Source organism: Brevibacillus sp. HB1.3 (genome assembly GCF_013186635.1).
Taxonomy (GTDB): Bacteria; Bacillota; Bacilli; order Brevibacillales; family Brevibacillaceae; genus Brevibacillus; species Brevibacillus brevis_D.
On record NZ_JABMIT010000009.1, the window covers coordinates 42,561 to 66,382 of the forward strand.

Annotated in this window: 29 protein-coding genes and 1 riboswitch; of the genes, 1 reads left to right on the plus strand and 28 read right to left on the minus strand. The window is 47.8% G+C overall.

The features are described from left to right. Nucleotides 1-12: 12 nt before the first annotated feature. The 27 genes from HPY31_RS20240 to HPY31_RS20370 all read right to left on the minus strand — a co-directional run bounded on the left by HPY31_RS20240 (nt 13) and on the right by HPY31_RS20370 (nt 20,951). On the minus strand, nt 13-2,526 hold the full coding sequence (locus tag HPY31_RS20240) for an RCC1 domain-containing protein (protein WP_172142199.1): 2,514 nt from the start codon (nt 2,524-2,526) through the stop codon (nt 13-15). A 15-nt stretch (nt 2,527-2,541) separates the two neighbouring features. Continuing rightward, nucleotides 2,542-2,844 carry a hypothetical protein gene (locus HPY31_RS20245; RefSeq protein WP_172142200.1) on the minus strand — a complete coding sequence of 101 codons (303 nt, stop codon included), beginning with the start codon at nt 2,842-2,844 and terminating at the stop codon, nt 2,542-2,544. After that, complete coding sequence (locus HPY31_RS20250; RefSeq protein WP_172142201.1) at nt 2,845-3,162, minus strand: hypothetical protein; 318 nt, start codon at nt 3,160-3,162, stop codon at nt 2,845-2,847. Further along, nucleotides 3,159-3,731 carry a DUF2313 domain-containing protein gene (locus tag HPY31_RS20255; protein ID WP_172142202.1) on the minus strand — a complete coding sequence of 191 codons (573 nt, stop codon included), beginning with the start codon at nt 3,729-3,731 and terminating at the stop codon, nt 3,159-3,161. Before HPY31_RS20255 ends, HPY31_RS20250 begins: the two co-directional genes overlap by 4 nt. After that, the gene (locus HPY31_RS20260; protein ID WP_172142203.1) at nt 3,728-4,543 is read right to left on the minus strand and encodes a baseplate J/gp47 family protein; all 816 of its coding nucleotides are present in this window, start codon (nt 4,541-4,543) and stop codon (nt 3,728-3,730) included. The genes HPY31_RS20255 and HPY31_RS20260 overlap by 4 nt, the downstream gene beginning before the upstream one ends. Then, on the minus strand, nt 4,531-4,965 hold the full coding sequence (locus tag HPY31_RS20265; RefSeq protein WP_172142204.1) for a DUF2634 domain-containing protein: 435 nt from the start codon (nt 4,963-4,965) through the stop codon (nt 4,531-4,533). The genes HPY31_RS20260 and HPY31_RS20265 overlap by 13 nt, the downstream gene beginning before the upstream one ends. Continuing rightward, entirely contained in the window at nt 4,965-5,213 is a 249-nt protein-coding gene (locus tag HPY31_RS20270) for a hypothetical protein (protein ID WP_064202087.1), read from the minus strand. Before HPY31_RS20270 ends, HPY31_RS20265 begins: the two co-directional genes overlap by 1 nt. Nucleotides 5,214-5,216: 3 nt before the next feature. Continuing rightward, the gene (locus HPY31_RS20275; protein WP_172142205.1) at nt 5,217-6,170 is read right to left on the minus strand and encodes an XkdQ/YqbQ family protein; all 954 of its coding nucleotides are present in this window, start codon (nt 6,168-6,170) and stop codon (nt 5,217-5,219) included. A gap of 15 nt (nt 6,171-6,185) precedes the next feature. Further along, nucleotides 6,186-6,776 carry a hypothetical protein gene (locus HPY31_RS20280; protein ID WP_172142206.1) on the minus strand — a complete coding sequence of 197 codons (591 nt, stop codon included), beginning with the start codon at nt 6,774-6,776 and terminating at the stop codon, nt 6,186-6,188. Next, a complete protein-coding gene (locus tag HPY31_RS20285; RefSeq protein ID WP_172142207.1) occupies nt 6,773-8,974 on the minus strand; it encodes a hypothetical protein in 2,202 nt (733 codons plus the stop codon). The genes HPY31_RS20280 and HPY31_RS20285 overlap by 4 nt, the downstream gene beginning before the upstream one ends. A gap of 227 nt (nt 8,975-9,201) precedes the next feature. Further along, complete coding sequence (locus tag HPY31_RS20290; protein ID WP_087348934.1) at nt 9,202-9,588, minus strand: phage tail assembly chaperone; 387 nt, start codon at nt 9,586-9,588, stop codon at nt 9,202-9,204. A 14-nt stretch (nt 9,589-9,602) separates the two neighbouring features. Then, nucleotides 9,603-10,055 carry a hypothetical protein gene (locus tag HPY31_RS20295; protein WP_016741306.1) on the minus strand — a complete coding sequence of 151 codons (453 nt, stop codon included), beginning with the start codon at nt 10,053-10,055 and terminating at the stop codon, nt 9,603-9,605. Then, a complete protein-coding gene (locus HPY31_RS20300; protein ID WP_172142208.1) occupies nt 10,055-11,392 on the minus strand; it encodes a phage tail sheath subtilisin-like domain-containing protein in 1,338 nt (445 codons plus the stop codon). The genes HPY31_RS20295 and HPY31_RS20300 overlap by 1 nt, the downstream gene beginning before the upstream one ends. 2 nt (nt 11,393-11,394) lie before the next feature. Then, nucleotides 11,395-11,586, minus strand: a complete 192-nt coding sequence (locus tag HPY31_RS20305; RefSeq protein WP_016741308.1) for a hypothetical protein — start codon at nt 11,584-11,586, stop codon at nt 11,395-11,397. Continuing rightward, on the minus strand, nt 11,586-12,083 hold the full coding sequence (locus HPY31_RS20310) for a hypothetical protein (RefSeq protein WP_371811749.1): 498 nt from the start codon (nt 12,081-12,083) through the stop codon (nt 11,586-11,588). Before HPY31_RS20310 ends, HPY31_RS20305 begins: the two co-directional genes overlap by 1 nt. Before the next feature lie 376 nt (nt 12,084-12,459). Further along, nucleotides 12,460-13,113 (minus strand): hypothetical protein, encoded by a 654-nt coding sequence (locus HPY31_RS20315; RefSeq protein ID WP_172142209.1) that lies wholly within the window; start codon nt 13,111-13,113, stop codon nt 12,460-12,462. 264 nt (nt 13,114-13,377) lie between these two features. Beyond that, nucleotides 13,378-13,572 carry a hypothetical protein gene (locus HPY31_RS20320; protein WP_007723468.1) on the minus strand — a complete coding sequence of 65 codons (195 nt, stop codon included), beginning with the start codon at nt 13,570-13,572 and terminating at the stop codon, nt 13,378-13,380. Further along, nucleotides 13,569-13,796: a hypothetical protein gene (locus HPY31_RS20325; protein ID WP_172142210.1), complete on the minus strand. Its 228-nt coding sequence runs from the start codon at nt 13,794-13,796 to the stop codon at nt 13,569-13,571. Before HPY31_RS20325 ends, HPY31_RS20320 begins: the two co-directional genes overlap by 4 nt. After that, entirely contained in the window at nt 13,742-14,080 is a 339-nt protein-coding gene (locus HPY31_RS20330) for a sigma-70 family RNA polymerase sigma factor (RefSeq protein ID WP_172142211.1), read from the minus strand. Before HPY31_RS20330 ends, HPY31_RS20325 begins: the two co-directional genes overlap by 55 nt. A gap of 379 nt (nt 14,081-14,459) precedes the next feature. After that, a complete protein-coding gene (locus HPY31_RS20335; RefSeq protein WP_016741321.1) occupies nt 14,460-14,936 on the minus strand; it encodes a DinB family protein in 477 nt (158 codons plus the stop codon). Between the two features lie 28 nt (nt 14,937-14,964). Then, complete coding sequence (locus HPY31_RS20340; protein WP_172142212.1) at nt 14,965-15,522, minus strand: DNA-3-methyladenine glycosylase I; 558 nt, start codon at nt 15,520-15,522, stop codon at nt 14,965-14,967. 123 nt (nt 15,523-15,645) lie between these two features. Beyond that, a complete protein-coding gene (gene map / locus HPY31_RS20345) occupies nt 15,646-16,389 on the minus strand; it encodes a type I methionyl aminopeptidase (protein ID WP_172142213.1) in 744 nt (247 codons plus the stop codon). A gap of 134 nt (nt 16,390-16,523) precedes the next feature. Next, nucleotides 16,524-16,853, minus strand: a complete 330-nt coding sequence (locus tag HPY31_RS20350; RefSeq protein WP_172142214.1) for a DUF2085 domain-containing protein — start codon at nt 16,851-16,853, stop codon at nt 16,524-16,526. Nucleotides 16,854-16,861: 8 nt separating this feature from the next. After that, complete coding sequence (locus tag HPY31_RS20355; protein WP_172142215.1) at nt 16,862-17,077, minus strand: hypothetical protein; 216 nt, start codon at nt 17,075-17,077, stop codon at nt 16,862-16,864. 279 nt (nt 17,078-17,356) lie between these two features. Continuing rightward, entirely contained in the window at nt 17,357-18,355 is a 999-nt protein-coding gene (locus HPY31_RS20360; protein ID WP_016741326.1) for an ABC transporter permease, read from the minus strand. A 1-nt stretch (nt 18,356) separates the two neighbouring features. After that, a complete protein-coding gene (locus HPY31_RS20365; protein WP_172142216.1) occupies nt 18,357-19,847 on the minus strand; it encodes a sugar ABC transporter ATP-binding protein in 1,491 nt (496 codons plus the stop codon). Between the two features lie 93 nt (nt 19,848-19,940). Continuing rightward, nucleotides 19,941-20,951 (minus strand): sugar ABC transporter substrate-binding protein, encoded by a 1,011-nt coding sequence (locus HPY31_RS20370; RefSeq protein ID WP_172142217.1) that lies wholly within the window; start codon nt 20,949-20,951, stop codon nt 19,941-19,943. Nucleotides 20,952-21,469: 518 nt separating this feature from the next. Beyond that, a riboswitch (SAM riboswitch) is annotated at nt 21,470-21,589 on the minus strand. A gap of 202 nt (nt 21,590-21,791) precedes the next feature. Between HPY31_RS20370 and HPY31_RS20375 the strand changes: the two genes are divergently transcribed. Next, complete coding sequence (locus HPY31_RS20375) at nt 21,792-23,045, plus strand: ATP-binding protein (protein ID WP_172142218.1); 1,254 nt, start codon at nt 21,792-21,794, stop codon at nt 23,043-23,045. A gap of 46 nt (nt 23,046-23,091) precedes the next feature. Here the strand turns inward: HPY31_RS20375 and HPY31_RS20380 are convergent, their stop codons facing one another. Further along, nucleotides 23,092-23,811, minus strand: a complete 720-nt coding sequence (locus tag HPY31_RS20380) for a DUF421 domain-containing protein (RefSeq protein WP_172142219.1) — start codon at nt 23,809-23,811, stop codon at nt 23,092-23,094. Between the last annotated feature and the right edge of the window lie 11 nt (nt 23,812-23,822).

Sequence of the window (23,822 nt, forward strand, 5' to 3'; positions counted from 1 at the left end):
TTCATCCCATCCTTATTCATAACTAAATCCTATGGCATCAATTTCGATCGGATCTAGCCGATCTTTTGCGTCTACCAGTACTTTTACGGATAGGCCCCATTCAGACGCGGTTTTTGCGTTGTTTGCAAAAAAATGCTGCTCACCTGATAAGAAGACGTCCGTTACATCCTCCCAGCACGGGGCCGCGTCGTTCGCGTTATTGGATGCTTGGACAGTTAGGACGGCTGGGGCCTTCGTATCTAGGATTTCGAATGCGTCTAAGTAGATATACGTTCCTTTAGCTCCAGTATTTTTCGTCCCCGTATTCACAAGTTTAATTTTATGCCTGCCATATGGCAGGTTCAGGATTTCATACAAAATCTGCTGATAGAGATATTTGCTTGTGTACGTGTCTACGCTTTTTATGAAAATATCGTCCAGGTACACATTTACAATACCCCCCAGTTCTAACGTTTGCGCCATCCAACGCACACCTGTACCGTAAAATGGGTACTCAATACTAGCACCCGTCGCATCTGTAAATTTGTAATCGCCGCCGCTAGCAGGCGATGCATTACCTGTATAAAAGGTTCCTGTATAAACGATGGACGGGTCATTGTTATCTACCCGTTTTACCGCTGGCACATTAATCGGCAACGTAGCAAATTTTGAAAATACACTACGGTCTACTTGAGCCGTCGTCTTAATAGGTTTTGTTTGTACCGCTAGGGTCGTGCCGCAGCGTATCCGCGTTTTTCGCTGGATGGTCTGCGTATTATCTACATAAGGGTACATGACAGCCAACATATCGCCGCTGTAACGTGGGTCGGTCCCATCCCGGATAAGATCGTATTCGGCCTTCGTGATTTCGTATACTCTCAAAGCGTCTGACTTAACCTTATAATCAACAGATTGACCGTAATCTTTTACATTAAACACCACTTCTGTTTCGTCTTCTGTCGCTTGAAATGCTGCAAGATAGGTCTTAAACGGGCCCTCCGGTATAATGATTGATGGGCTTGGCGTGCGGGATGATTTGTAGGAGTACAACCTACAATAAGCCTTTCCCCCAGAGTCCATAAGTTCAAATGCTCCACCAAACAAATAATACTTGCCTTTCGTTATAGAAAATCCCAGCTTCGAATTTTGTGTAAAATCAGAATTTACGCTTTTAAAATGCGTTTCTATACTAGCGCTACCTTGTATTTTTGTGGTGCTAATTGCTAAGGATGCCTGTCCTGTAGTAATCCATCCCTCCAGACTGTCACATGCCCCATTACTCCCCAATAAGTTCGTAAGCGTCTGCTGGTCTGTCCATTCGGAAAATGTACCCGTTGTCCCGTCTACGGCTGCCATGCGCCAGTAGTACGTCGTCCCATCTACCAGCATGCCGTAGTGCGGGTCCCCCCCTATGGTATACCTAATTTTGCGGCCTTCGTTTGTCGCAGGAATTGTACCAGTACCATAGGGGAACGGCTGCCAGGCTTGGCCGTCGAAATACTCCCAGCCCTCCACCCTAAAGTGGCTCTTGAATTCAAGTAGTCCCTGCGTAAAATCGCTGTTGGTTGCCAGCTGCAGGACGAAAGACTGCGCATCGTTCTCTATATCATCGTTTACTGTGACTTCGAAAACAGGCCGCCTCGTTACCCGCAGTGTATCAGGGATATGGTCGGGTATCGGCTTGCCTGGAGTGTTATTGGTGATAAATTCCCCCCCATCTCCGTAAATAGAAATGTAGCCCGAATCAGTTACGATAGACGTTGCAGCCGCAGCCCCCGGAGCTGACCAGCTATAAACGCTACCATCTACCAATAGTGCATAGGTTTGTCCGTCTACTACGTCTACCAATGACTTAACCGATGAAGGGAATCCCGTTACCTGTGCAAATGATGGGATATCTACAGCGACGGCTGACCATACTGTACCATCATGTTTCAAATAGTTAAGTCGTCCTGTACTTCCACCCGACATAGACATTTCTTTTACATTCGTTCCGATTTGTACAACACCAGAAGAATATGCGTAATATAGCGTAGCGTCACTTGCCAGTGCCATTGTACCTCTTTGCCCGATACGTACCGCAACAAAGCTTTTGTTTGTTGGGAAAACTGTGTTGTTTAACGTACCGTCGGCTTTAACATAAACGAATTCGCTGCTAATCCCGTCCCACATCGCTTGAGCCGTTCCTAGGTTGGTAGGCATAGTGTTTGAACTAGTGTACCGTTCCAGTGTTCTGTTTTTATACAAAACATGAAGGTACGACCCGCCTGTATCGACTTTTGCTACTCCTGTCTTAAACTTCTGCCAGCTTCCCGTAAAGCCGTATGCACTTCTGAAATTTATAGCGTCTGAATTCGTCATGCCCATATTCGACTTAATGTATAAATCGCCATTTGCCAAAACAACGCCATACAAACCAGAAGACGAAGAATAAAGACCCACGGCTACGTGAACAATTTCGTCTGGAAATGTGTGGGCATCTATCGTAGTCGTACGTTTACCTGTTTTAATAAAGGGAATGTTTTCTATTCCCGTTGGATAGCCCATGTTTTCATCATCCTTCTACGCTAGGTAAACTTTCTCGTTTACACTGTCGTGTTTTGTAGAACCATTCAGTAGTTTAACGTCTTCTAAGCCCATGAAAGTCTCGATAAAAATGTTTTTGGTTAACCCGTTCAGTACCGCACCTTTCAGAGTCTCTAATTCAATTGCTACCCCCAACAGATTTACTTCTGTTCGCATTGTGCGATTTTTTATTCTGGTTACCTCTGAGTAGGCATTTTTAATACCTTGCTCGATCCTGTTAAAATCGTGTTCAGTCACGGGATCGTCAGGCATCCAGTTCGTCTTCGCTTGATATAACATCTACACGGCTCCTTTCACTTGGATTACAAAGGCAATGGTCATGAACTGAGCCTCATTCATCTCAATTACAGTATCTTTTTCAGCAACAATTGCCCCGGTACGAGTACGAAGCTTTGCGTTCTTAATTACTGGCAAACTTACCACTGGTAATGATGATACCTGCAAAGCAATGGCATTTTGCATACCTGCAATTGGATGTGAGGATATCTTTGCAGCGTTCACAGGAATGGAGACTAAATCGTTTAGTAAAATATCTCCATCCGTAACCCGTTCCATCAAATCTGTCTGAACCGTCTTCAAGTAACTCTCATGAATCACATCACCACCTCCTCATAACGCTTGATGGGTGTCATCCCTACGCAAAACTCCTTGACCTTGTGATACTCCTTTATCCCGACAACCAATATATCTTTTAAATCGATTTTCTCTGCAGCCACTGGCTCAAAACCAACTCCATTACAATGGACCGGCCTGATACTCTCCACTGCTTGCACTGCATTACGTGTGTCGAATCGATCCTCAATGGGATACACGTACCGAATCGCCTTTTTATCAAAGTCCTCCACCATCTGGACTAGCTTAAATGCCGAAGAACTCAACCCAATTGCCCGTAGCACACTAGGTGTAAACCCAAGATAAGACCAGTGCTTCTGCTGAATATTCTTACGCCTTTCCTCAATACTGAGCAGCTGCTTTTTCCCAAAATAAACCCAGTCCCAAACATCCAGCCCCCATGTAGCTGACCACGGACTAAACTGCTGCAAAAGATCCTCTCGCTGAGCATGGAAACTATCTACCGCCGCCCCCGCACCTTCAAAGTGGTATTCCGCCACTTCACTCTCATACCATTGCGGCGGCAGCATCCGCCGATAACGCTCTGGAATCATGTTGTCACCACCACGGTTAACGTCGCCACAGAGTCAGCAGGCACCGTCAGGTTCACTTCCCCGCCGTTCAAGGTATAGCCTGTAAAATCCATCACGCCATCCACGAAAAAGAGGGCCCCGATCTGCTGGTACACGATCTGCGAACGCCCTTTTAAATAAGTTTGGATTTGTGCAATGATCTGTTCTTGAACCTTCGCCAAATCTGCATCTGGACGCAGAGCGACTTTTACGTTGACGGCTACCGGAAACACTTTTGCAGGATGGATTTGGAGATCGTGCAGTGCACGGCGTTTGTCTTCAAGCTTCGTCCGTACTTGTTGTGCCAACTCAGGTGTAGCTGGCTGACCAGCCAAGTCTGTAATGTATACGTCAATGGACAGATCATGTCGTGCTTTCTCGACCGCAACTGATCCCCCTACGCCCTCAACATTTCGGGTCCAGCGTTCATAGTCTTGCCTGCGTCCATCTCCTTCTTCTGTTCGTGCCCTGTCGATCAGCCTTTGCCTGTAAACGTCATCCTGCTCTGCTTCATTCCTTTGCAGTCCAAAAAACAAGCCAATAGCATCCAAAAACTCGCCGTCTGCCCAGGGAAGGAATACTTGCAAAAACCCATATTCCAAAAGCTGCTGCTGATCACTGATTTCCTCCGCAATCGGGTAGCCCAGATCATAGTAGATTTCGCCTTCCTCCGTAGCAGGCGGCGTATCTCCGCGCTGTTCAGCTAATTTTGCCATCCGGTTCGCCATCCGTTGATAAATCTGGTCAGCCGTCTCCCGAAGTATCGGCATCTCTGGCTTCTCTAGCGTTGCCATGCATCCACCTCCATTCTCGTCGAACCACGCATCCCAACAATCTCCACATACAAAATAACCCGATTCCCCTCAAAGCGGATATCGAGCACCTCCGCACGTTCAATCTCACTGTGCGCTTCCAGTGCCTCTTGCACCTGTGCCTTAATCACAGGCAAGGACAATGCAGACCTCATTCGCCCCTTGTCTGACAAAAAATCCACGCCATACCGCTCCGAGTAGATCGCATAACGGAACCGCCGTGTATGGAGGATCTTTTTCACCGTCTCCTCCAAGTACTCTACGTAAGTCGTAGTGCGCAAATATCTGCCATCTGGTCCCTGCCTTAGCTGCTTCGTTTCCCAATCGAACCGATATGTCCACGGAATGGACACCTCGGTTCCTTGCGCAAATATCTCATCTATCCCTTGCAACTGCGGAAACATTATTCCACCACCCCAAGCAGGAGGTATTGTTCGTTGTTGCATCGCAACAGAGCTACTTTTTTACCCACATCTTCTTGCAACAATCGGGCAGAACGCAGTACAGACAGCTCATACGGCTCCAAGGGTGTCGGATCCTCGTCCAGCTTTACAGACAAGGGCGAGAGCGACAAAAGCTTGCCGAATTCTCCTTGGGTATTCTCGATGCCGTCTTGTGCATGCCCTCGTAGTTTTGCGATAACGGAATGCATCCCTTACGTCCTCCTTTCCAATTGGAGATCCATTGTGTATTGACCGCCCTTCCAACGCGCTTGGCAGTTGGTGACGATCCAATCGGTGATGGATTTATTGTCCTTTTCCATGATTTTGATTAGCCAGCCTGCGCGAAGTCTCGCAGCATTTTCATCCTCGTGCTTGACCGAAATGGAGCGCGTCTTGGAGATTTTGGACAACTCTGCAAGCTGCTTGGCTGCCAATCCAGCCACGTTTTTGTCCTCTCCTGCGTCGATGACTTTTTGCATGCGTCCGATTTGTTTAACCAGGCTATCATTTGATTTCGTTGCACTGCTCACGACCCGATCGTCTCGGTAGCGCTCTGCTGTCACGACGGTGTAAACCTCCTCGATGCTCTCACCCGTCGAGCTGCTTGTGAGCAAGCTCGCCTTGAACATCGGGATGATGCTGTTTTTCCCTTCGGGGAGTACCGTCAGCTTGTCTCGCTGGTATTGCACAAAATAGCGGATGCCTGTCTTTTCGTATGCCTGCTCTGTCATTGATGTAAAGAGGGACGTATATGATTGAGACGAGATCCTCTCCTTGACCGTAAAACCGAACGACGGGCAGCTAAAACTGATACCTGCCGACTTGATGATCCGCGCAAGCTCTGTCCCTGCATCTCCATCCAGCTTGAGCCTGGATACTTCGTTTTTTTGCAAATACCAGCCAAGCTCGTATGCTGTTGCGGATAAATCGCCCGTTCGATCATCCCGGTCAAAACGAACGAGCGGGCCATGGAAAAGCTGCTGAGATTCTTTTAACTCCGCACCTGCAAAGAGCATCAAAAAACCCGCCGTTTGTAGCGGCGGGCCTCCCTTGACTTTCACATCACAATTTTGGGCGATTTGTCCCCTGGCTGAGGACCAGGACAACTCGGTAACGGCTGGGGTCAGGTCGTAGCGGGTCTGTTCTTTTCCGTAAATGACTTTCATTTCGTCTGCCCTCCGTTACATTCTGTTTTCTCTTTCTAGCTTCTCGTGAATCTCTCTTTTCCTATCCTCCAACTTTTTGCTGTCTATCCGTGGAGCCGCTTGCTGCTTCTTCGTCTTCTTGGCTACCTTCCCGCTCGTGTTCGGACGAGCTGGCTGCTGTCGTGTAATGACCGCACCCGGAGATAAAAGCTGCGTCTGATTGCTCCACGTAATGAACTCATCTTTGACAAACAACGGTAGCTCAATCGAGCCATGAAAATCGACGTTTTTTCCTTGGAATTTTCCGTCGCATGGCCCGATGAGCACATTCCACGCCAAATCAAGCTCGTCTATAGTCAAAAGTGCTTCTGAGCCCGTTAAGCGATCCAATCCAGCAAGCCACTGCCTAGGCCCTTGATAGCCCTGTACCTCGACATAGGGGGCCGTACTGTCTCCGGGTAAGATGAAGTCAAAAGAGATGGACTTTGGACGTCTGGAAGAGATGCGATTGCCGGACAATAACGTAATCGATGTCGAGCTTTCGATGTCGTTACCGTAGCCACGAAACTGGATTTCCGCAGGTGTAACCGGAAACGTCAGCCTGTATTTTCCCTGTAGACGGATCATTTCGTTACCCCTCCCCTCGTCTCTATTGCATCCAGCAGGGATCGCTCGATGATGTCCTTGATTCTCTGCGCAACAGATGGATCGCTGAGCATTTTTAACATGGTGGGGATATCTTGCAGTACGCCTTGTACGTGCAGTGGAATCGAAACTTGCGGAATAGAAATGGAGACAGGCTGCGGATTCCCCGTTGAGTTGCCAACAGGCGAGTGATTCGGAGCAACAGGACCTGCTTGAATTGCTGGTTGCATAGCTGCAGATGGCGCAGGAGTCTTGTCCTGCCACCACGACTTGATCCCATCGTATAGGGCACCACCCGCCATTGATCCACCCATGCCACCAATAAAGCCACCAACGATCCCCCCGATTGCTGTACCAATCCCAGGTAACACCGAACCAATAGCTGCTCCAGTAGCCGCTCCCGCTGCTGCCCCTCCCCAGCCACCAAGTGCTTCTGCCCCCACTTGTGCTGCAGTATCCAGCTTGTTCGCTGAGCCTGCAATAGCTGTGACGCCTAGTAAAGTTCCAAGAAGAGGAGCCCTTCTGAGTCCTCCTTTCAGCAAGCGTTTCCAGCCACCTTTGCTGGCAGCTTTACCCGTCTCACCATGATTGCCGCCACTATCTGGTCCGGGTTGATTTCCTGCAGAAGAGGGAGTTGGCGCACTGTTTTGATTTTTGTTTTTGCCGTCCGTTTTCTCTGCTTCTTTTTGCGGATTACCGCCACCAGCGTCCGGTTGCTTTTTTCCTGCCGGAGAAGTTGTTGGGGCATTGTTTTTTGTGTTCCCGGCTTGTCCTTGGGGACCACCACTATTCGAAGCAGATTGTCCTCCTGTTGGAGGGCGATCCGGAGAACTGTTTTTCTTTGATTTCTTTTTAGAAGAAGGTATTTGTGTGCCATCGCAGCAACAGCAGCAGTCTTTTCCGCCAGTTGCTTCTTGAGGAAACTTTTCTTTGGTTGTCCGAAGATCTTTGATTTTTCTCAGTTGAGATATAATATGGTACAGAGCACTGCCAGCAATTAGTAATCCTCCGACAAAAATCACAGTACCTTTTATCGACTCGTTCAAAGAGTTAAACGAGCCCATTATTCCTTCAGCTGCTTTTGAAATCCCTGTATTTATCCCAGACATTTGTTCTGCGTACAGAGTCGCGATCTCCATGGCCTCGTTTCTCGCCATCGCTTGTGCCTGCCCAGTTTTATAATAAGCATCGTTCTGAGCAGACAGCTGATGCGCATTCACCGCTTCATTCCCGACTTTATATGCGCTCTCTTTCCCCATTTCCGGCACAAAAGCCCCTGTTGCGGTATCTCGTACTTCTCCCAGACCCTTCGCCATGTCATCTCCGGCATCGCCTCTCAAAGTATCGAATGCACGTTGTTGTAACGTTTTATCCTGGATGCTAGAAAAAGTCATCAGGAGTTTTCCGAGCGCGATATTTATTGTTTCTTTCTCCCCTGTTGCGAGACTTCGATTCAGCGTTGCTATATCTTGGGCGGCCTTGGCCTTTGCATCCTTCTTATTTTGAGCCTTGTAATGCTTCTCAAGGATTGCTGCGAGATCGCCATTATCCGACATCTTCATTGCATTCTCATACAACGCACCATACGTTTTAAAATCATTCAAAAGATTCCCTATTGAGACAAAGGTAGCGGACATTTTTTCAGGCGTATTCAGCAAATTGCCATTCTGAAGGTTGAAATGAGCCAAAGACTCCACAAATTTTCCAGTCGCGGCTCCCCCTCCCTTGTTGCTTAAATACTGAACGGCATTTGACTGCCTAACGGTACTTTCATCACCAGTAGAAATCTCAATAGAGCTCATCATTTTCATGATGTCATCTTCCGTAAACCGCGTCGTGTATTTCAGCATGCTTGCTTTTTCTGCATACTTTAAACCATTGGATGCATGCACAAGTTCAGCTTTGGCCATGAGGCTGTATGCTTGATCTTTCTTTATATCAGGGTTGAGCTCACGTATGGTTATGGAAGTCTCTTCTATCTTCAGGAGTTGCTCCTTACTTTTGCCACCAGCTTCAAAAAGTGTTCGTTCTCTTTCTGTCGCCTGAGCTTCTTGGGCAACTGAACTCAGCGTTGTTCCAACACCCTTTTCGATCAAGGGAGTTAGTGAGCCCAGGAGTCCTTTTGCGAAACCGTCATATTTACCTACTGAATCAAGCGCTCCCATTATTGTTCCTGCCATTCTTTCACCTCCTTGTCCTCCCAGATGTCTACACCCAGCAGAACCCGAAAAAAGCCGGGAGATCTACCCCCCAGCCCTTTCCTCATCCTCTGCCTCAATCATCTGACAAGCAAAAATAAACAGCTTCTGCTTGTACAAATCGACTTCGTACTCGAGTAGATCCGACGGGCGGCCTCTGCCTTTTAGAAAAGCGCGGCAAATATGCCAGGCCTCGCCGTCAGATCGGATTAGTTTTTTGCTTCTTCAATGGCTTCTTCTTCCGTTTGGGCTGCATTGACTTCACGGACTGCATTGAGTAGCTTGGTGTAGCCTTCCGGATTGTCGCGGAAAATTTTCTCGACGAGCTCATACTTGGTGCCAACCTTGTACGCTTTCTTGAGCTCTTCCTGATTCCAAGGGAATTCGTGCTCGGTCGCCTTCACCAAACGCGCATCGTTGTACAGGAACCAATCCGTTTTCTCTCCTTTGTCAGCCATGCGCTCGCAATCGCGCAGCTCGGACAAATTCAGTTGGCGTACCTTCCACTCGTCACCGTCGATGGTGACGGTGATTTCTCTTCGCGGAGCTTGTTCATTAGCCTTGGCCAAAAATTTCTCAAGTTTGTTTTTGTTCATATGCAAGCACTCTCCTATTCCGTGTAGGTTGGCAATTCATCCAAGTAGTCCGGCTTCTCGATGGAAATCCCTTTCAGATCGTAGGTCGCATGATCGTTGCCGTCTGCTTTGGCTTCCCACAGCGTAATCTCGTCTGGGTTCAGCACGATATTGGAAATGCGGACGCGTTCGGAGTTGCCTGCTTCCTTGTCCAGCGTCTCGCCGATCAGGAATGGAAGGACTGGTGTCTTGCCTTGCGTCAATTGATCGACGCAGTAGTATTTTAGCGCAGCGTTGGTTGCGGTAATTTTCAATGTCACTTCTACATGCCAGTCGTTGACGGTTTGGATTTTTCCTTTTTGCAGGCGATTCGTGTCGCCATACTCTACCTTGAGAACCATTTTGCCTTCCAAGGTACCGAAGATCGGGTCTCCGTTTTCATCGTAAATTTGGCAGTTTTTGAGTTTAATATCGCGTGCAATAGCCATTACAGCACCTCCCAGTCAATGTCAAAGTATTCGATGGCATCAAGCGGCTTTGCAGACAAGAGGAAGCCACGGCGATCCCCGATGCCATTCTTTTTATCCGTAAATGTCCAGCCCGTATCAATCGCGCCCTGCTGTTCGCGGACGGTCATGTACGCGTTGACGGCAGAGACAAACACCGCGCCGCCCAAATCGTTGTTGCCGAGCTTACCTTTGTATTTCTTGCCGACTTGGCTGATGTCGTTGACGATCTGATCCAGCGTCATGCTGACACGAATTTTGCCGTAGTCCTCGCGCTCATGTGTACCCAGAACAGCCAGCGTATTGACTGCGCTCTCGATGATGTACACGTCTCCGTCGCGAGTTGCGATCAGCGTTCCAGAACCGAGGGCACTCAAAATATCCGTGTGGCCCCAATCCTTGAGCGCTTTTTTCAATGGAACGACGACGGCCGTCAGCGATTCATGCGCAGGTGTCGCGGCGATCATACCCGCCACCCATGCGGCCCACTCCAGGCTGCCGTATACTTTTCCGTTGTTGTGTTGACCAGCAATGGTACTGTTCACGACAAAACGGGCATTTTGCGCCACAGAGCGCTCGATGTGCTTCGCCATGTTCTCGTCGTCAGCCACTTTTCCACCGATTACCAGCGTGCTGAGCTTCTTATTTTGTGTGCGACGATCGCTCATGAATTGCTTTGCTGCCGCTTGTACAGCTACATCGTCAAAAGGCAGATACATCGTGTCAAAATCAGCTCCGGACACAGCCATGAACAGCTTGGTAGAGTCAGCTGGGGTAAGCGCTACCGTTCCACTTTTTGCTCCTGTTAGCGCTGTTTCTGGTACGATTGTAACGGCAGTCTCACCCAGCTTTTTCACACGTACATAGTTGGATTGGCTCGTTTTCGCTGCCAGCTCATTCGCATCCGCAAACGAAAACTTCTCTGTTTGCAGCGGGCCTGTTACCTGAAGTTCTTTTTTACCTGGCTCGGACGTCGAGACCGTGATCGTAACCTTCAGCTCGTTACCTACCAACCCCGGATACAGAGCCTCGACTCTGATTGCATCGGCTTGCTCATACGCTGCTTTTGTGGCTGTGCCATTCGTCATGCGGTACGCGAGAATCGTCGCGCCACCTTCTGCTGCCAGCTCTACGGTATCGACCTTGCCAAATGTCTGGGCAAGTCGCTCCTCAAAGCTCCCCAGCTTGACCAGCTCATCTGGGGCACCCCACTCTGCTTGATACGGTACCAGTACGACACCGCTCTTCGGTACTACACGTTCTTTTGCTTTTGCGATCAGTTCGACCGTTACACCCGGACGTTCACGTTGAATGGTCATGCTTACACCCCGCCTTTGTATTTGGTCAGTCGGCTCTTCACTTGTCCTTCTGCCAGTAGTTGATCATCTGCTTCAGAAAAAAGAGCACCTGCTACCTCGAACCGTTCGGCTCCAAGGTAAGCGGCGCTCTTGATCCACTCTTGTTTGGTTTGCACAAGCTCTGGGGCCTGTGCTTGTTGTTCTTTTCGTGCCACTATGCTCGGACCCCCTCTACATCAAATTCGTTGATTTTTTCTGTGACTGCTCTCTGCACCGCCACGTTGTAGGTAAACTGGAACGCTATTTCCGTCCGGTCCTTTTTATCCCGCCAAATACGCAAGGTGGAGCTGTCGATCTCGATGGACAATCCAGACGTCTTGCTTTGATAACTGAACTGCCTTTGGCGAAGAAGCTCACGCAGCGGTTCGGCTGAAAGCGGCTGGTAGACGCCCGCTACCTTTGGATAGTGGAGGACGATGGCTGCTTCTGAGACCACCTGATAGGAAGTGAGGCTTCTTCCTTCTTCACGGACCCCTTGCGTCAAAAGAAACGCGATAGGCGGTTGGAATCGCTGCGCCATCCAATCGTCCACATTCACAACAGTAGACAGCTCTGGATACGCTTCTTTCACCAGCTCACTGAGAACAGCTAGCTCACGATCCATCCAGCTTCCACCTCCCATACTTGCGGTATTCTCGTCTGTCTTCGTCACATGTCTCTTCCCCCCACTATTTCACTTCATTTGGCAAGGTATCCACGGCAAATACCCGCCGAGCAGGGAGCGAGTCGAGTCCCTTTGGCTTTGACTCGCAACATCGTGTGGCGCTAAACAATACCGTTTTCCCCGCTCGCCGGACATTTGAGTCGGCTGCGTACATAAAAAGCCACCCGACAGCTTCATCGGATGGCTCGTATCTCTCTTACTTGTTTCGCTTGACTCAAGTATAACCGATCTGGAGGAAAAACCGGGAAAATGACCCGATGTGTCAGGAAGTGTCAACCTTTGTCAGCCTCAACATACTTGTGAAAATGAAAAGAAGCTGTCATCATCAGACAGCTTCTTCTATTAAGCCGAGCTCTGTTTTTCATCATCCAGTCTGCTGAACCTGATCGCCATACATCGCCCATGCCATCTTCATCACGGCACTGCGCTTGATTTCATAATACCGCTGACGGGACACACCGATTTCTTTCGCAATCAGATTATTCTTGTCGCCATCCAGCAAAGCTTCGACTATCAAGCGCTCCTGTTCTCCTGGAATTGTCTCAACCGCTTTGTTGATCCGCTCGATTTTATCCTGCAAATTTTGTAGCCTCTTCCATTTCCGCTCCCGGCGTACAACCTCTGCGTGCGTCTTATCACCATTGCTGCCTTTTCCTTTCGGCATCCCTGCATCCAGTCCGTACTGTGCGACCATTCCTTCCCCTGCTTCACGCAAAAAACGCTGGATACGCACGATCTCGATCTGCATGTAATTGTAGTCGCGGATTTCTTCCTCCGCCTTTTGTAGAAAATCTATAATGGGTGCTTGCTCGCTCGTCCGGGCAAAACCTTCTTTTCTTGTGGATACTGACTTTTGCTGCCCTTTTGTCTCTTGATCCCGCATGTACTTGTCCCACTCCGGGCAAGAATCAATTTTTCCTACGTGCTTATCATGAACCTGGCAATGTGATTTCTTTCCCCAGCACGTTGCCGGACACACCTCGCATACTACTTCCATGAAAACATCTTTGCTGATCAAGGTACTATTCCCCCTCGGTCATATATATGAAGTCCGTATGATTGCTGATTGCTTATTGCTTATCGGTTTTCGTTGAGTCTTGCGTCTTTTCTTAATCTTTGAGACAAACCGATCTGTCCGATAATGACTCCGACCAATAATACAACTGCTCCGATTAATGCTGCTTCTATCATTTCGTACGTATCTCCTTTGCATCGTCATTTTCTTATATAATGAAAGGGGGCAAAGAGGATACTCACCAGTTGTATTCTTTGCCCCAAGCAATTAATGGGGATTCCGATCGTCAGTCGGGGTCTCCTTTTTTTCCAGCTGCTCTTTCTTTTTCTCTTTGTTTGCCTTTAATTGCAGGTTGAACAGATTATTGATCCGAATCTGCAGATCCACCTGCTTAAACGTGACGATTAGAGCAAGGAAGCACACGACAACCGCGAGAACCTGAACGTAATCAATCGTCATCATAGCATCACTTCTCCACTGCGGATCGCTTCGAGCATCGCCGTTTTCATTTCTTGCATGCTCTCTTCGCGAGGTAGTTTGATAAAGGAAGCAAGGTACTCCATGTCAGGAAGCAAAAAGTCGAGGATCGTCAGTACGGCCCAATTATCCCCTGACTGTGCTTTTTGGAGGGTCAAGCTGAACGAGTCAGCTTCTCGGCCAATTGGCGCAAATATTTGTTTTTGCATTTACTCACTCCTTGTCTGGTCATATTCAGTTTTTGGGCTACCTGTTCTTCTGTCATTCCTTGAATAACGACATGCTTGATAATGATTCGGGCTTTTTCTGGGAGCTGCATCAACACCTCCTGAACATACAGGTCGGACAGATTATCCTCGATCATTTCCGTTCCCCGCATTCCTTCTTTGATCACCGTCTCCCTGCATAAACGCTTCTTGGCGGCGTATTGTAATCGCCAAGCAATCCTTTTGAGCACCTTTCTGCAATGCTCTTTTAACTGCTCATCTGTCATATGCTCACCTTCTGTCTTTTTCGAACACCCAACCGAAATAGGAACACTCGTTCTCTTTATAGTACAAGTATCTCATACTACGGTAATAAGTTCAAGTTCTTTCTACCAGATTTTTGGAGATGATTTCTCCGGTTAAACTTCTGCATAAATTCCGAATAAAGCATCAAAAATCACGATTCACAGTGGAGACCGTGCCTGTGTAGAAGTATGAAATTATCCTTACACAACGGATGTTCCCACTCTATAAAAGTACAAAATTCCCATACTTTTCGAGCTTTATCTGTCCATCACGCAACAAACACGATAAAAATAAAAAAGCAAGCTCCTCTTCCATTCACAACAGAAGAGCTAGCCTGCTTTTTTTATCTTTCGTACTTTTTTAATCCCAAATATTCGGTCGTTCAACGCCCATCGTTCTCATATAATCCAACAGTTGACCGGTATGTACCGACTCATGATAGGCGATTCGGAGCAGCATGTCTCCAAGTGTACGGACATAGCCTACATCGGATCGATCAATGCGTACACTCTCCAAATCGCTCTTGGACAACCCTCTGACGAAGCGAAGAAACTCTTCTCGATACGGCTTCGCAAAGGCCAAATCTTCTTCTACGGTCGAAAACTCTTTGGTTTCATAAGGATTGGGGATGTCAGACAGGGCAGCGCTTCCCCGTTGGATCAAAATCTGGTGATACAAAAACTCACCCTCCATGACATGACGAATCATCTCTCCGCACGTAAACGCTTTATCGTCAGGCTTCCAGTTCAGCATTTCTGTAGGAATTGCCTTCCACACTTTGATGCTTCTACGCCTTACTTCCTCAAAGTTTAAGATTAAGAGATCATTTTCGTTCATGCCATTCTTCCCTCCCCGTAAGCTCGTCCTAATTTTTTTGATAGAGATCACAAGTCGCTACGTGATCATTGACCATGCCGACTGCTTGCATAAAAGCGTAGCAAATGGTTGAACCGACAAAAGTAAAACCGCGCTTTTTCAAGTCCTTGCTCATTTTGTCGCTGATTTCGGTAGAAGCAGGCACATCCTTCATTTCCTGAAAATGATTATGAACCGGCTTCCCGCCTACAAACGACCAAAGATAGCTGCTAAAAGACCCAAACTCCTCCACAACACGCAAATAGGCGTGGGCGTTCTTCACGACGCCCCGAATCTTCAGCCTGTTTCGAACGATGCCTTCGTCTGTCAGCAATTGCTCGATTTTGGCTTCATCGTATTGAACGATTTTTTCCGCTTCAAAGTTATCAAACGCTCTTCGATAATTTTCCCGCTTCTTCAGGATCGTGTACCAGCTCAGTCCGGCCTGTGCGCCTTCCAAATTCAAATATTCAAAGAGCAAACGATCCTCATAGACAGGAACTCCCCACTCGTGATCGTGATAATCCATATAAATAGGGTCCTGATTCACCCAGCCGCACCGATTCATGGAATGAAACCTCCTTCACGAAATACGAACATATATTCCTATATAAAGAATATACAATCATTGGGTATTCTGCAAGTTTTTCTTCACAAAAAAAGACCTCATCTATCCGAGGTCTCTCTGCAATCAAGCAGTTAAAATAATTGGCTTCCCCTTCGTTACAACGATGGTGTGCTCGTATTGAGCTACGTAACTCTTATCAGGCGTAATGAGCGCCCAACCGTCCCTGCCATCATCCACATATTCCGTCCCCGTTGAAATGAATGTTTCAATTGCCAACACGAGACCTTCTGTGAGCAAGCGTCTTTCCTTTTTGTCATAGTAATTCAAAATGTAAGCAGGCTCTTCATGCAAGCTTTTGCCGATGCCATGGCCCGTAAGGTTTTTGATGACTGTAAAGCCCTTTTTCCTTGCCTCCTGGTGAACAATGCGACCAATTTGGCTTAGCTTTGATCCCGCCTTTGCTGCATCCAACGCCTTGTACAGCGACTCCTCTGCGCATTCGCATAAGGATTGCTTCTCGGGCTCCCCTTCCCCTACCACGATTGAAGCACCTGTATCGGCAAAGTAACCATCCAGCTCCGCCGAGACATCAATATTGATGATATCGCCATTTTGCAGAACTGTATCATCAGGGATACCATGCGCGACAATGTGATTGACACTGATGCATGTATGCCCTGGAAAATCATACGTGATATTCGGTGCAGATCGCGCTCCGTACTTTGCCAAGATCTCTCCGCCAATCCGGTCGAGTTCTTTTGTTGTCACTCCTGCCCGCACTGCTTTGAGCATCGTCTCCCGCGCTTCTGCCACAATGCTACCGATCCGCTTCAAACAAATCAAATCATGTTCATTTTGAATCGACATGTTGTTTCCCTCCTGTCTACGAATGTAATGATTCCTCTTATCTATTCCTACATTGGAACATTTTTCATCGCCAATAGCAACCTGTCGAAAAAACAAAGAACCCCAGAAACATCCTTTGCGGCCCTTATCTAGCTTCACCCCAGTCTCTCTACCAAGAACCAAACAACATTCGAAATGAGCAAAGACTGTCCGATTCCAAAACTGAATCCTGTGAAAAAACGCAGCTTATTATTGCTTGTTCGCCACTTCCAATGTTGGGTAAAGCCATCAATCAGCATAGGCAATAAAAGCAGTCCAATCAAATAGTAAGAGGTCACGATATGCATTCCTGCAAAAACAGGCGCCGGCAGGTATCCAACTAGGATCGATACACATCTGGCACATAGGGGCATTTTCTTACCACCGATAGAAAAGGAACGATCTGCTCGTCGATGACAGGGAATCCACTGTGTATTGATCATCATCAGCTCCCTCAATCTGGCTTGCAATCGCAATCTGGTGTATCACAATCCGGACAATCAACGGGAAGATGGCTGCAATCTGGCGAACCATTTTTACGCTTTTTCCGGTTTGTCGAATAATAGAGGATCATGCTAATGAAAACGAGAAGACCAAGTATGAGCAAGACTCCTCCTGTAACATAGTCCCCTTGATACAGAAATACACCTCCCGCAATCCATGTGATCATGCAAAGCGTTAATCCAACAAAAAACAGATATACCCTCTCCCTTCCTTTCTTTCTACGAGAAAGAGTATCTGCAGTTTCAACTGTGCGTGACGATCAGGCGTGAAGTCATCGCCCCGCTCCACATATTTATACCACTCTGTACGTATGTAAGCCGATAAAAAACAACATCCCTTCTCTTTATTTGAAATTGCTTTCGTATTTGTCTCACTTGAGTAAGACCAATACTAAGCTTCAAAAAAGAGAAGGGAATAATAGGAAGATGAGAAGAACGTTTCTATTCTAAGCGTTTCGTTTTCTCCGCAGTTGATAATAGGTCACAGCCAGTGCAAGCGCCAAAACCGTCCCCTTAATAATATCGTACGCGTAATACGGCAGATTAAGCATCGTCATGCCGTTGAGCAGCACCCCGATCAAGATGGCCCCCACAAATGTACCAAAAACGTTTGGCTTCCCTGCACCGAATACGGAGAAGCCTACAAAAGCAGCCGCTACTGCATCCATCAGCATGGAGCCGCCGCTACTCACCTGCCCGGTACCGATCCGCGCTGCCAAGAGCATCCCGCCCAAGCCCGCAAAAAGAGCAGAAAGCACATAAGCCAAGGTACGATAGCGATTCACAGGAATCCCTGACAGACGGGCTGCTTCCAAATTACCACCTGTCATGTACAGCATCCGCCCCTGTCTCGTATAGGTCAGATACACATGCGTGATCGCGACAAGTAAAAAGGTCAGGATAACCGGAACAGGAACAGAGAGAATTTCTCCTTGGCCCAGCCACAGGAACCATTCCTGGAATTTTCCCGGAGCTTGTGAGCCGTCCTGCATCGGCATGTTTGCGTAGATCGAGTAGCCTTGGGAATACGTCATATGAATACCGTTGACGATGTAGAGCATCGCCAGAGTAGCCAGCAAATCAGGAATACGGATTTTTACGACCAGAAAAGCGTTAACCAGCCCGACGAGCAAGCTGAGTACAATCGGAACAACTAAAGTCGTGAAGACTCCTTGTTCGTACCAAACCATCATCGAAGCAGAAACGACTGTGGTCAATGAAACCGTCGATCCTACAGACAAATCAAAGCCTCCGACAATCAGCGAGAACGTAACGCCTATCGCGACAAATGTCACAATCGAGATGGAGCGAAGAATATCCGTCAGGTTGTCGTACGTGAAGAAATATGGGTTGGTCAGACTGAATAACAACATGACAATGACGATGACTGCAACCGTTCCGTATTTGTAAACAAAATCAAACAAGCTAAACTTTTTATCTGCCACGTTACTCACCTCCGCTTGCGTAGTACATAATCAGCTCTTGTGTTGCTTCCTCGCGACTCAATTCCTTCACGATCTTGCCCTCAAACATGACGAGAATCCGATCTGCGATCCCGATGACCTCCTGAAACTCACAGGAGAAATACAGAACGCCCTTTTTCTGCGCGGCAAGATTTCCGATCAGGCGGTAAATATCGCTTTTTGCGCCGATATCCACCCCTTTTGTCGGCTCGTCAAACATAAAGAGGTGAGCACTTGTATCCAGCCATTTGCCGATCGCGACTTTTTGCTGGTTTCCGCCGCTAAGGAAACCGACCAGCTGCTTGATATCGGCTGTTTTTACCCCGAGACGCTGTACGAGCTCTCTTGCGTTAGCCGCTTCCGCCCCTCTTTTGATAAAACCGAGCCAGGATTTCTTTTTCAACGAGGCGACAGACAGGTTATTCTGCACGGACTCCTCTACGAAAATCCCTTCTTTGCGCCTTTCCTCCGGGACGAGTACGATTCCGGCATCGACGGCGTCTTTTGGCGAGCGCAGTTGGATACGTGTTCCATGCAAGCGAACAGCTCCAGCCTTTGCCTCATCCGCACCGAAGAGCAATCGGGCGAGCTCAGTCTTCCCTGCCCCAACCAGACCGACGACACCCACGATTTCTCCCTCGCGAACCTGCAAATCGACTCCGTGTACCTTGCCACCAACCACACCAGACGCCTCAAAAATCGTTTCGCCAATCGGCACTGCAACCTTCGGGAACTCCTCGTCGAAGCTTTTGCCCAGCATGTTCGCAATCACTTCGTCCATATTGGTCTTCGCCGTCTCTGTGGTCACAACATGCTGTCCATCGCGCATGATGGTTATCCGGTCACAGATTTCAAAGATTTCCGGCAGGCGATGGGAGATATAAATGATCCCAACTCCAGCTTTTTTCAACTGCGCAATGATTTGAAACAGCCGTTCGCTCTCCTTCGTGCTCAACGGCGCTGTCGGTTCATCGAAAATGACGTACTTTGCCTTTTGAACGGTCGCCCGTGCAATCAAAATCAATTGCTTTTCTGACAGTGTACATTCTTCGACGAGCATCCTCACTGGAATGGAAAAGCCGAAGTTTTTTAAAATCTGCTCGGTTTCGTTGTACAAGCTCTGCCAGTTGATCAATCCCTTGGTTTTCGCCTGGACGAGCTGGTCCGCCAGTATGTTTTCGGCGACACTCAAATACGGGATCAAGGCGGTGTCCACTTCCTGATAGACACATTGAATGCCCTGTGCTTTGGCGTCCTGCGGAGATTGAATCGACACGGCCTGTCCATCGATGGTGATCGTACCGCCATCTGCCTGATACGCGCCCGTGAGGATTTTCATCAGGGTGCTCTTTCCCGCACCATTGGCTCCGAGCAGTGCGTGAACCTCTCCTGCGCGCACCTCAAAATCGACGGATCGCAGGGCAGGAACCCCAGAAAACTGCTTCGCCATCCCTTTCATCTGCAATGTGGACATTTTTCACACCTCCTGTTAACCTGCGTGTTCCCACCTCTATAAGGAAAAATCCCGTTGACGGATACAGCTCAACGGGAAAAGCCAATTTGATTCCTACTTGCCCCACTCTTGTACGTATTGGGACAGGTCGCCCATCGTTACTTTTTTATCCTTCGGCAGGTCTTCTTGTTTCACCAGTACCGGGTTCAGCTTCACGTTGTCTGGCACTTGCTCGCCTTTGATTTTTTGGAACACGGTTTGGGCATGGATGCGACCGATATTGGATGGGTCTACCGCTGCCGTCGCTGCCCACGGAGAGTTTTCTGCCTGGATCATTTGCAGATCCTCATCGCTCAAATCGATGGAGTATACTTTGATTTCCGTACGGCCTGCTTGTTGGATGGCACGTGTCGCCCCTTTGGCAAATTCATCCCAAGCCGCCCATACTGCTGTGATGTCGCCTTTGTTCGGATACTTTTTCAAGATCGCTTCCATCTGCGTTTGTGTATCGAGTGCCGTATTGTTGGTAGCAGAACCGAATGCCGCAATTTCTTTCAAGTCCGGGTATTTCTTCTGGAATGCTTCGTACGTCACTTGGCGTTTTTCCATTGGCGCAAAGCCAGCTACCCAAACTTTTACGATGTTGCCTTTGCCATTTGTATCGGCCGCAAGCTTTTCCAAGCTCAGCTCTGCCAACTTGTTGTCATCCTGCGCCACAACTGGCACACCCGGAATGTTGATGTCTGTATCAAACAGGACAACCGGGATCTTTTTATCCACGGCCTTTTGCGTGCCCTGCTGCAACGCTTCTGCCGTTCCATGGTCGATCAGAATACCATCAAACCTTTGGTTCACAGCCGCATCGAGGTTGGACGCCATTTTTGCCAGATCGGTATCTGCGTTGAATACGGTCAACTCGCCGCCGTTTTTCTCCACCTCTGTCTTCACGCCATTGATGTATTGTGCGGAGAACGTCCCTACGTTTTGACGCATGATCAGCGCGATTCTTTTTGCCTTCTCTCCCGAAGTGCTGCCGGTTCCCGTTGTTGCCCCGCTGCCGCATGCCGTCACGAGAACAGACGCTGCCAAAACAAGTGATGTGATCAGACCGAGTTTCTTTTTCATTGAGATGCTCCCCCTTTTTCTTTTTAAAACAGATAACAAGATGAAAAATTTTTGTTTCCCCTCTATCGGTTGGGGTAGCCCTGGCACATGTCTTCCAGTCGCCTGTATCCTCTCTGCGTTCGGGCGGTCTCCTTCCAGACATGTGCCAGGGCTAACGAATAGCTGGTGTGTAATAGGAGCCTTTACAACGTTTTGTTAGTGATTCATCGAAGTTTCTTTTGATTTCACTTTCAAAAAGGAAAAAAACTTCGTAGAAGAAGCGCATTTCCAGTCCAAGCGCCTCTGGAGCCCATCTCAGCGTAGGAAGAAATGGAGGTGAATTTCAGCTTTATTTATGGAATCCTTCCTGAACCTTCTGCGCTTGAAGCGCTCCCGCCATTTCTTCCGAAGCGCACAGTCTTCACTCACAGCGGGGCGGAGGCCGAAGCGTAGACTGGAAATGCGCTTCTTTCCCACGACAGCTACGCAAAAAATCCTCTTTCACAGAGAAAGAGGACAAAAATCGACAAGATTCTCGCCTCTTATCTGTCAGGTATTCTACCTGTTGGAGTTAGCACCTTGGCGCGAAAGAACGGATTCTCTCGTGCTAGGTTGCCGGGCTTCATAGGGCCATTCCCTCAGCCATCTCTTGATAAGAGTAGTTTCTATTTTCAAAACGTTTGTATAAGTATATACAGAATATAATCTGGCAATTACCTATCTGTCAACTAGGTTTACCGAAAGAATTTTCTTGATAAATATTCCAGTTTCTTCTGTAACATCAAGAGGGATTTTGTTGTGTCTTGTCGAATTATCGTAGATTGATACAAGCCTAGCAAATATTTGCGATGGGGATGCTACATGAGTCTATTAAAAGAAGTTATTCTTCAATGGTTTTTCGCCATTATCCCGTTTGTGTTTTTCAACATTTATTACCGTGACAAAATGAGGAACTACAGCCGTTCCTTTATTGCCATCACCAGCTCAGCCTGCATGTTTCTCGCGATGACCTTCGCCCCGAGTGTCATGAATGGCATGTTTTTTGATATCCGACATGTCATCATATTTTTCGGACTAGTTTATGGCGGAATAGAGATTGCCTTGCTCCTTTTGATTGAAGCCTTGGTTTATCGGTACTACCTTGGCGGCGAAGGAACATGGGTTGCCATGCTGATCCTTACAGGCAATTTTGTCTTGTCACTCTTTTTGTATCGACACTACAAAGCCAGTTATCGGAAAACACTGTATCTTTTTATGACGAGTGCGATTTTTTCTACGGTTGCTTTAGGGACTACTTATTACTTTTTTCCCACGTATGTAACTCAACACCTCGTTTACTACACCATAGCGATTCCTATTCAAAACTTTTTCGGCCTCTGGTTATTAATGTCTCTTTTCAGCAAATGCGTTTCGGATAAGGAGCTGTTTATCCGCCACGCGCAAAACGAAAAAATCCAGACGATGAGCCATGTTGCTGCATCGCTTGCACACGAGGTTCGCAATCCGCTGACAGCAGTCAAAGGCTTCTTGAAATTAATACAGGAATGTCCGGAAAATTTGGTAAAAGTCGATCAATACATTCGCATTAGTCTTGATGAAGTTCAACGCACAGAAGCCATTTTGACCGAGTACCTTGCGATTTCCAAGCCGCTCAAGGAACGACATGAGATCATTAATCTTAGCGAGCATTTGCATGCCATCCGCGAGGTGATGCTCCCCTTTGCCAATATGCATAACGTGGAGCTTACGTTGCAAGATTTTGAGAGACCTGTGACGATCAAGGCCAATCCAGACGAGTTCAAGCAAGTGTTGGTGAATTTCATCAAAAATGCTATCGAGGCATGCTCGGATATTTCGGACGGAAAAGTCTCCCTGGACTTGCTCATCGAGCGAAACAAAGCCCTATTGGTCATCAAGGATAACGGCGTCGGCATGGATGCAGGACAGATCAGCCGTCTCGGAACGATTTACTTTTCTACGAAAACAACTGGGACCGGTCTCGGATTGACGTATTCCTATCATGTCATTCATGCGATTGGCGGAACGGTCAATGTATCAAGCAAACCACGAGTAGGAACCAAGTTCACCATTATGCTCCCGTATAAGGCACAGTGACTTCATGCAACTTTGCAGAGGGACTGTGCCTTTTTCCATTCGGTCGCTAATGATGCAACGGGGGTACTTGTGGTTCTTTTTCGTTTTTCAAGGAAAACTGCAATTCATTTTGGCGATTGATCGTCGCGAGAAAGACTTGTTCGGACGCGATCCCCTTTTTCTTCAATTCGTGCAAAAGCCATTGCTCATCGCGTTTCCGGTACGACAGCACATCCGGATAAATCTTGCCTTCCACAATGATCGGTAGCGACATTCCCGCTGAAGAAGTGTGGATGCCCAAATCTTGTTTCGTTACGACCTGCTGTTCTACTTTTTTGAGCACAGTCAACCGACCATTTGCCTCGATAATAGCCAAATCAATCTCTGCCAGGTCAAAAATATCTTTTTCGCGAAGCATATGGAGGACATTATCGAGCGAGTAGCGGATTTTTTTCAAGTTTTTGATGTGAAAAGCCCCATTGTGGAAAATGACGGTCGGTTCAAATGTAACCATTCTGCCAAACCAGCGAAAGACAATGGACAACTGCGATACGACCCGTTGCAAGATCCCCAATGTCACAATCGCTACTGCAATGGAAATATGCCGGACATCTGGCTCTGCAATGTCAGCTCCTGCCACTGAGCCCAAAGTAATAATGATGATAAAGTCAAAAACAGGTAGCTCCCCAATCGAGCGCTTACCCATGAATAAGGTGACTAGCAGTAATAAAGGAATAATCGTACATACGCGCCCGATGACGATCATGGTTTCTCCGAATCCTTCCACGTTTGTCCCTC

Bases quoted from the DNA above. Each gene is read 5' to 3' on its own strand.
- HPY31_RS20260 (WP_172142203.1), bottom strand. From the start codon at position 4,543: ATGGCAACGCTAGAGAAGCCAGAGATGCCGATACTTCGGGAGACGGCT.
- HPY31_RS20325 (WP_172142210.1), bottom strand. From the start codon at position 13,796: ATGCAAAAACAAATATTTGCGCCAATTGGCCGAGAAGCTGACTCGTTC.
- HPY31_RS20300 (WP_172142208.1), bottom strand. From the start codon at position 11,392: ATGACCATTCAACGTGAACGTCCGGGTGTAACGGTCGAACTGATCGCA.
- HPY31_RS20335 (WP_016741321.1), bottom strand. From the start codon at position 14,936: ATGAACGAAAATGATCTCTTAATCTTAAACTTTGAGGAAGTAAGGCGT.
- HPY31_RS20355 (WP_172142215.1), bottom strand. From the start codon at position 17,077: ATGATCACATGGATTGCGGGAGGTGTATTTCTGTATCAAGGGGACTAT.
- HPY31_RS20350 (WP_172142214.1), bottom strand. From the start codon at position 16,853: ATGATGATCAATACACAGTGGATTCCCTGTCATCGACGAGCAGATCGT.
- HPY31_RS20270 (WP_064202087.1), bottom strand. From the start codon at position 5,213: ATGCATTCCGTTATCGCAAAACTACGAGGGCATGCACAAGACGGCATC.
- HPY31_RS20365 (WP_172142216.1), bottom strand. From the start codon at position 19,847: ATGTCCACATTGCAGATGAAAGGGATGGCGAAGCAGTTTTCTGGGGTT.
- HPY31_RS20370 (WP_172142217.1), bottom strand. From the start codon at position 20,951: ATGAAAAAGAAACTCGGTCTGATCACATCACTTGTTTTGGCAGCGTCT.
- HPY31_RS20330 (WP_172142211.1), bottom strand. From the start codon at position 14,080: ATGACAGATGAGCAGTTAAAAGAGCATTGCAGAAAGGTGCTCAAAAGG.
- HPY31_RS20275 (WP_172142205.1), bottom strand. From the start codon at position 6,170: ATGAAAGTCATTTACGGAAAAGAACAGACCCGCTACGACCTGACCCCA.
- HPY31_RS20280 (WP_172142206.1), bottom strand. From the start codon at position 6,776: ATGATCCGTCTACAGGGAAAATACAGGCTGACGTTTCCGGTTACACCT.
- HPY31_RS20255 (WP_172142202.1), bottom strand. From the start codon at position 3,731: ATGATTCCAGAGCGTTATCGGCGGATGCTGCCGCCGCAATGGTATGAG.
- HPY31_RS20320 (WP_007723468.1), bottom strand. From the start codon at position 13,572: ATGATGACGATTGATTACGTTCAGGTTCTCGCGGTTGTCGTGTGCTTC.
- HPY31_RS20285 (WP_172142207.1), bottom strand. From the start codon at position 8,974: ATGGCAGGAACAATAATGGGAGCGCTTGATTCAGTAGGTAAATATGAC.
- HPY31_RS20340 (WP_172142212.1), bottom strand. From the start codon at position 15,522: ATGAATCGGTGCGGCTGGGTGAATCAGGACCCTATTTATATGGATTAT.
- HPY31_RS20240 (WP_172142199.1), bottom strand. From the start codon at position 2,526: ATGGGCTATCCAACGGGAATAGAAAACATTCCCTTTATTAAAACAGGT.
- HPY31_RS20290 (WP_087348934.1), bottom strand. From the start codon at position 9,588: ATGAACAAAAACAAACTTGAGAAATTTTTGGCCAAGGCTAATGAACAA.
- HPY31_RS20295 (WP_016741306.1), bottom strand. From the start codon at position 10,055: ATGGCTATTGCACGCGATATTAAACTCAAAAACTGCCAAATTTACGAT.
- HPY31_RS20375 (WP_172142218.1), top strand. From the start codon at position 21,792: ATGAGTCTATTAAAAGAAGTTATTCTTCAATGGTTTTTCGCCATTATC.
- map (WP_172142213.1), bottom strand. From the start codon at position 16,389: ATGTCGATTCAAAATGAACATGATTTGATTTGTTTGAAGCGGATCGGT.
- HPY31_RS20245 (WP_172142200.1), bottom strand. From the start codon at position 2,844: ATGTTATATCAAGCGAAGACGAACTGGATGCCTGACGATCCCGTGACT.
- HPY31_RS20265 (WP_172142204.1), bottom strand. From the start codon at position 4,965: ATGTTTCCGCAGTTGCAAGGGATAGATGAGATATTTGCGCAAGGAACC.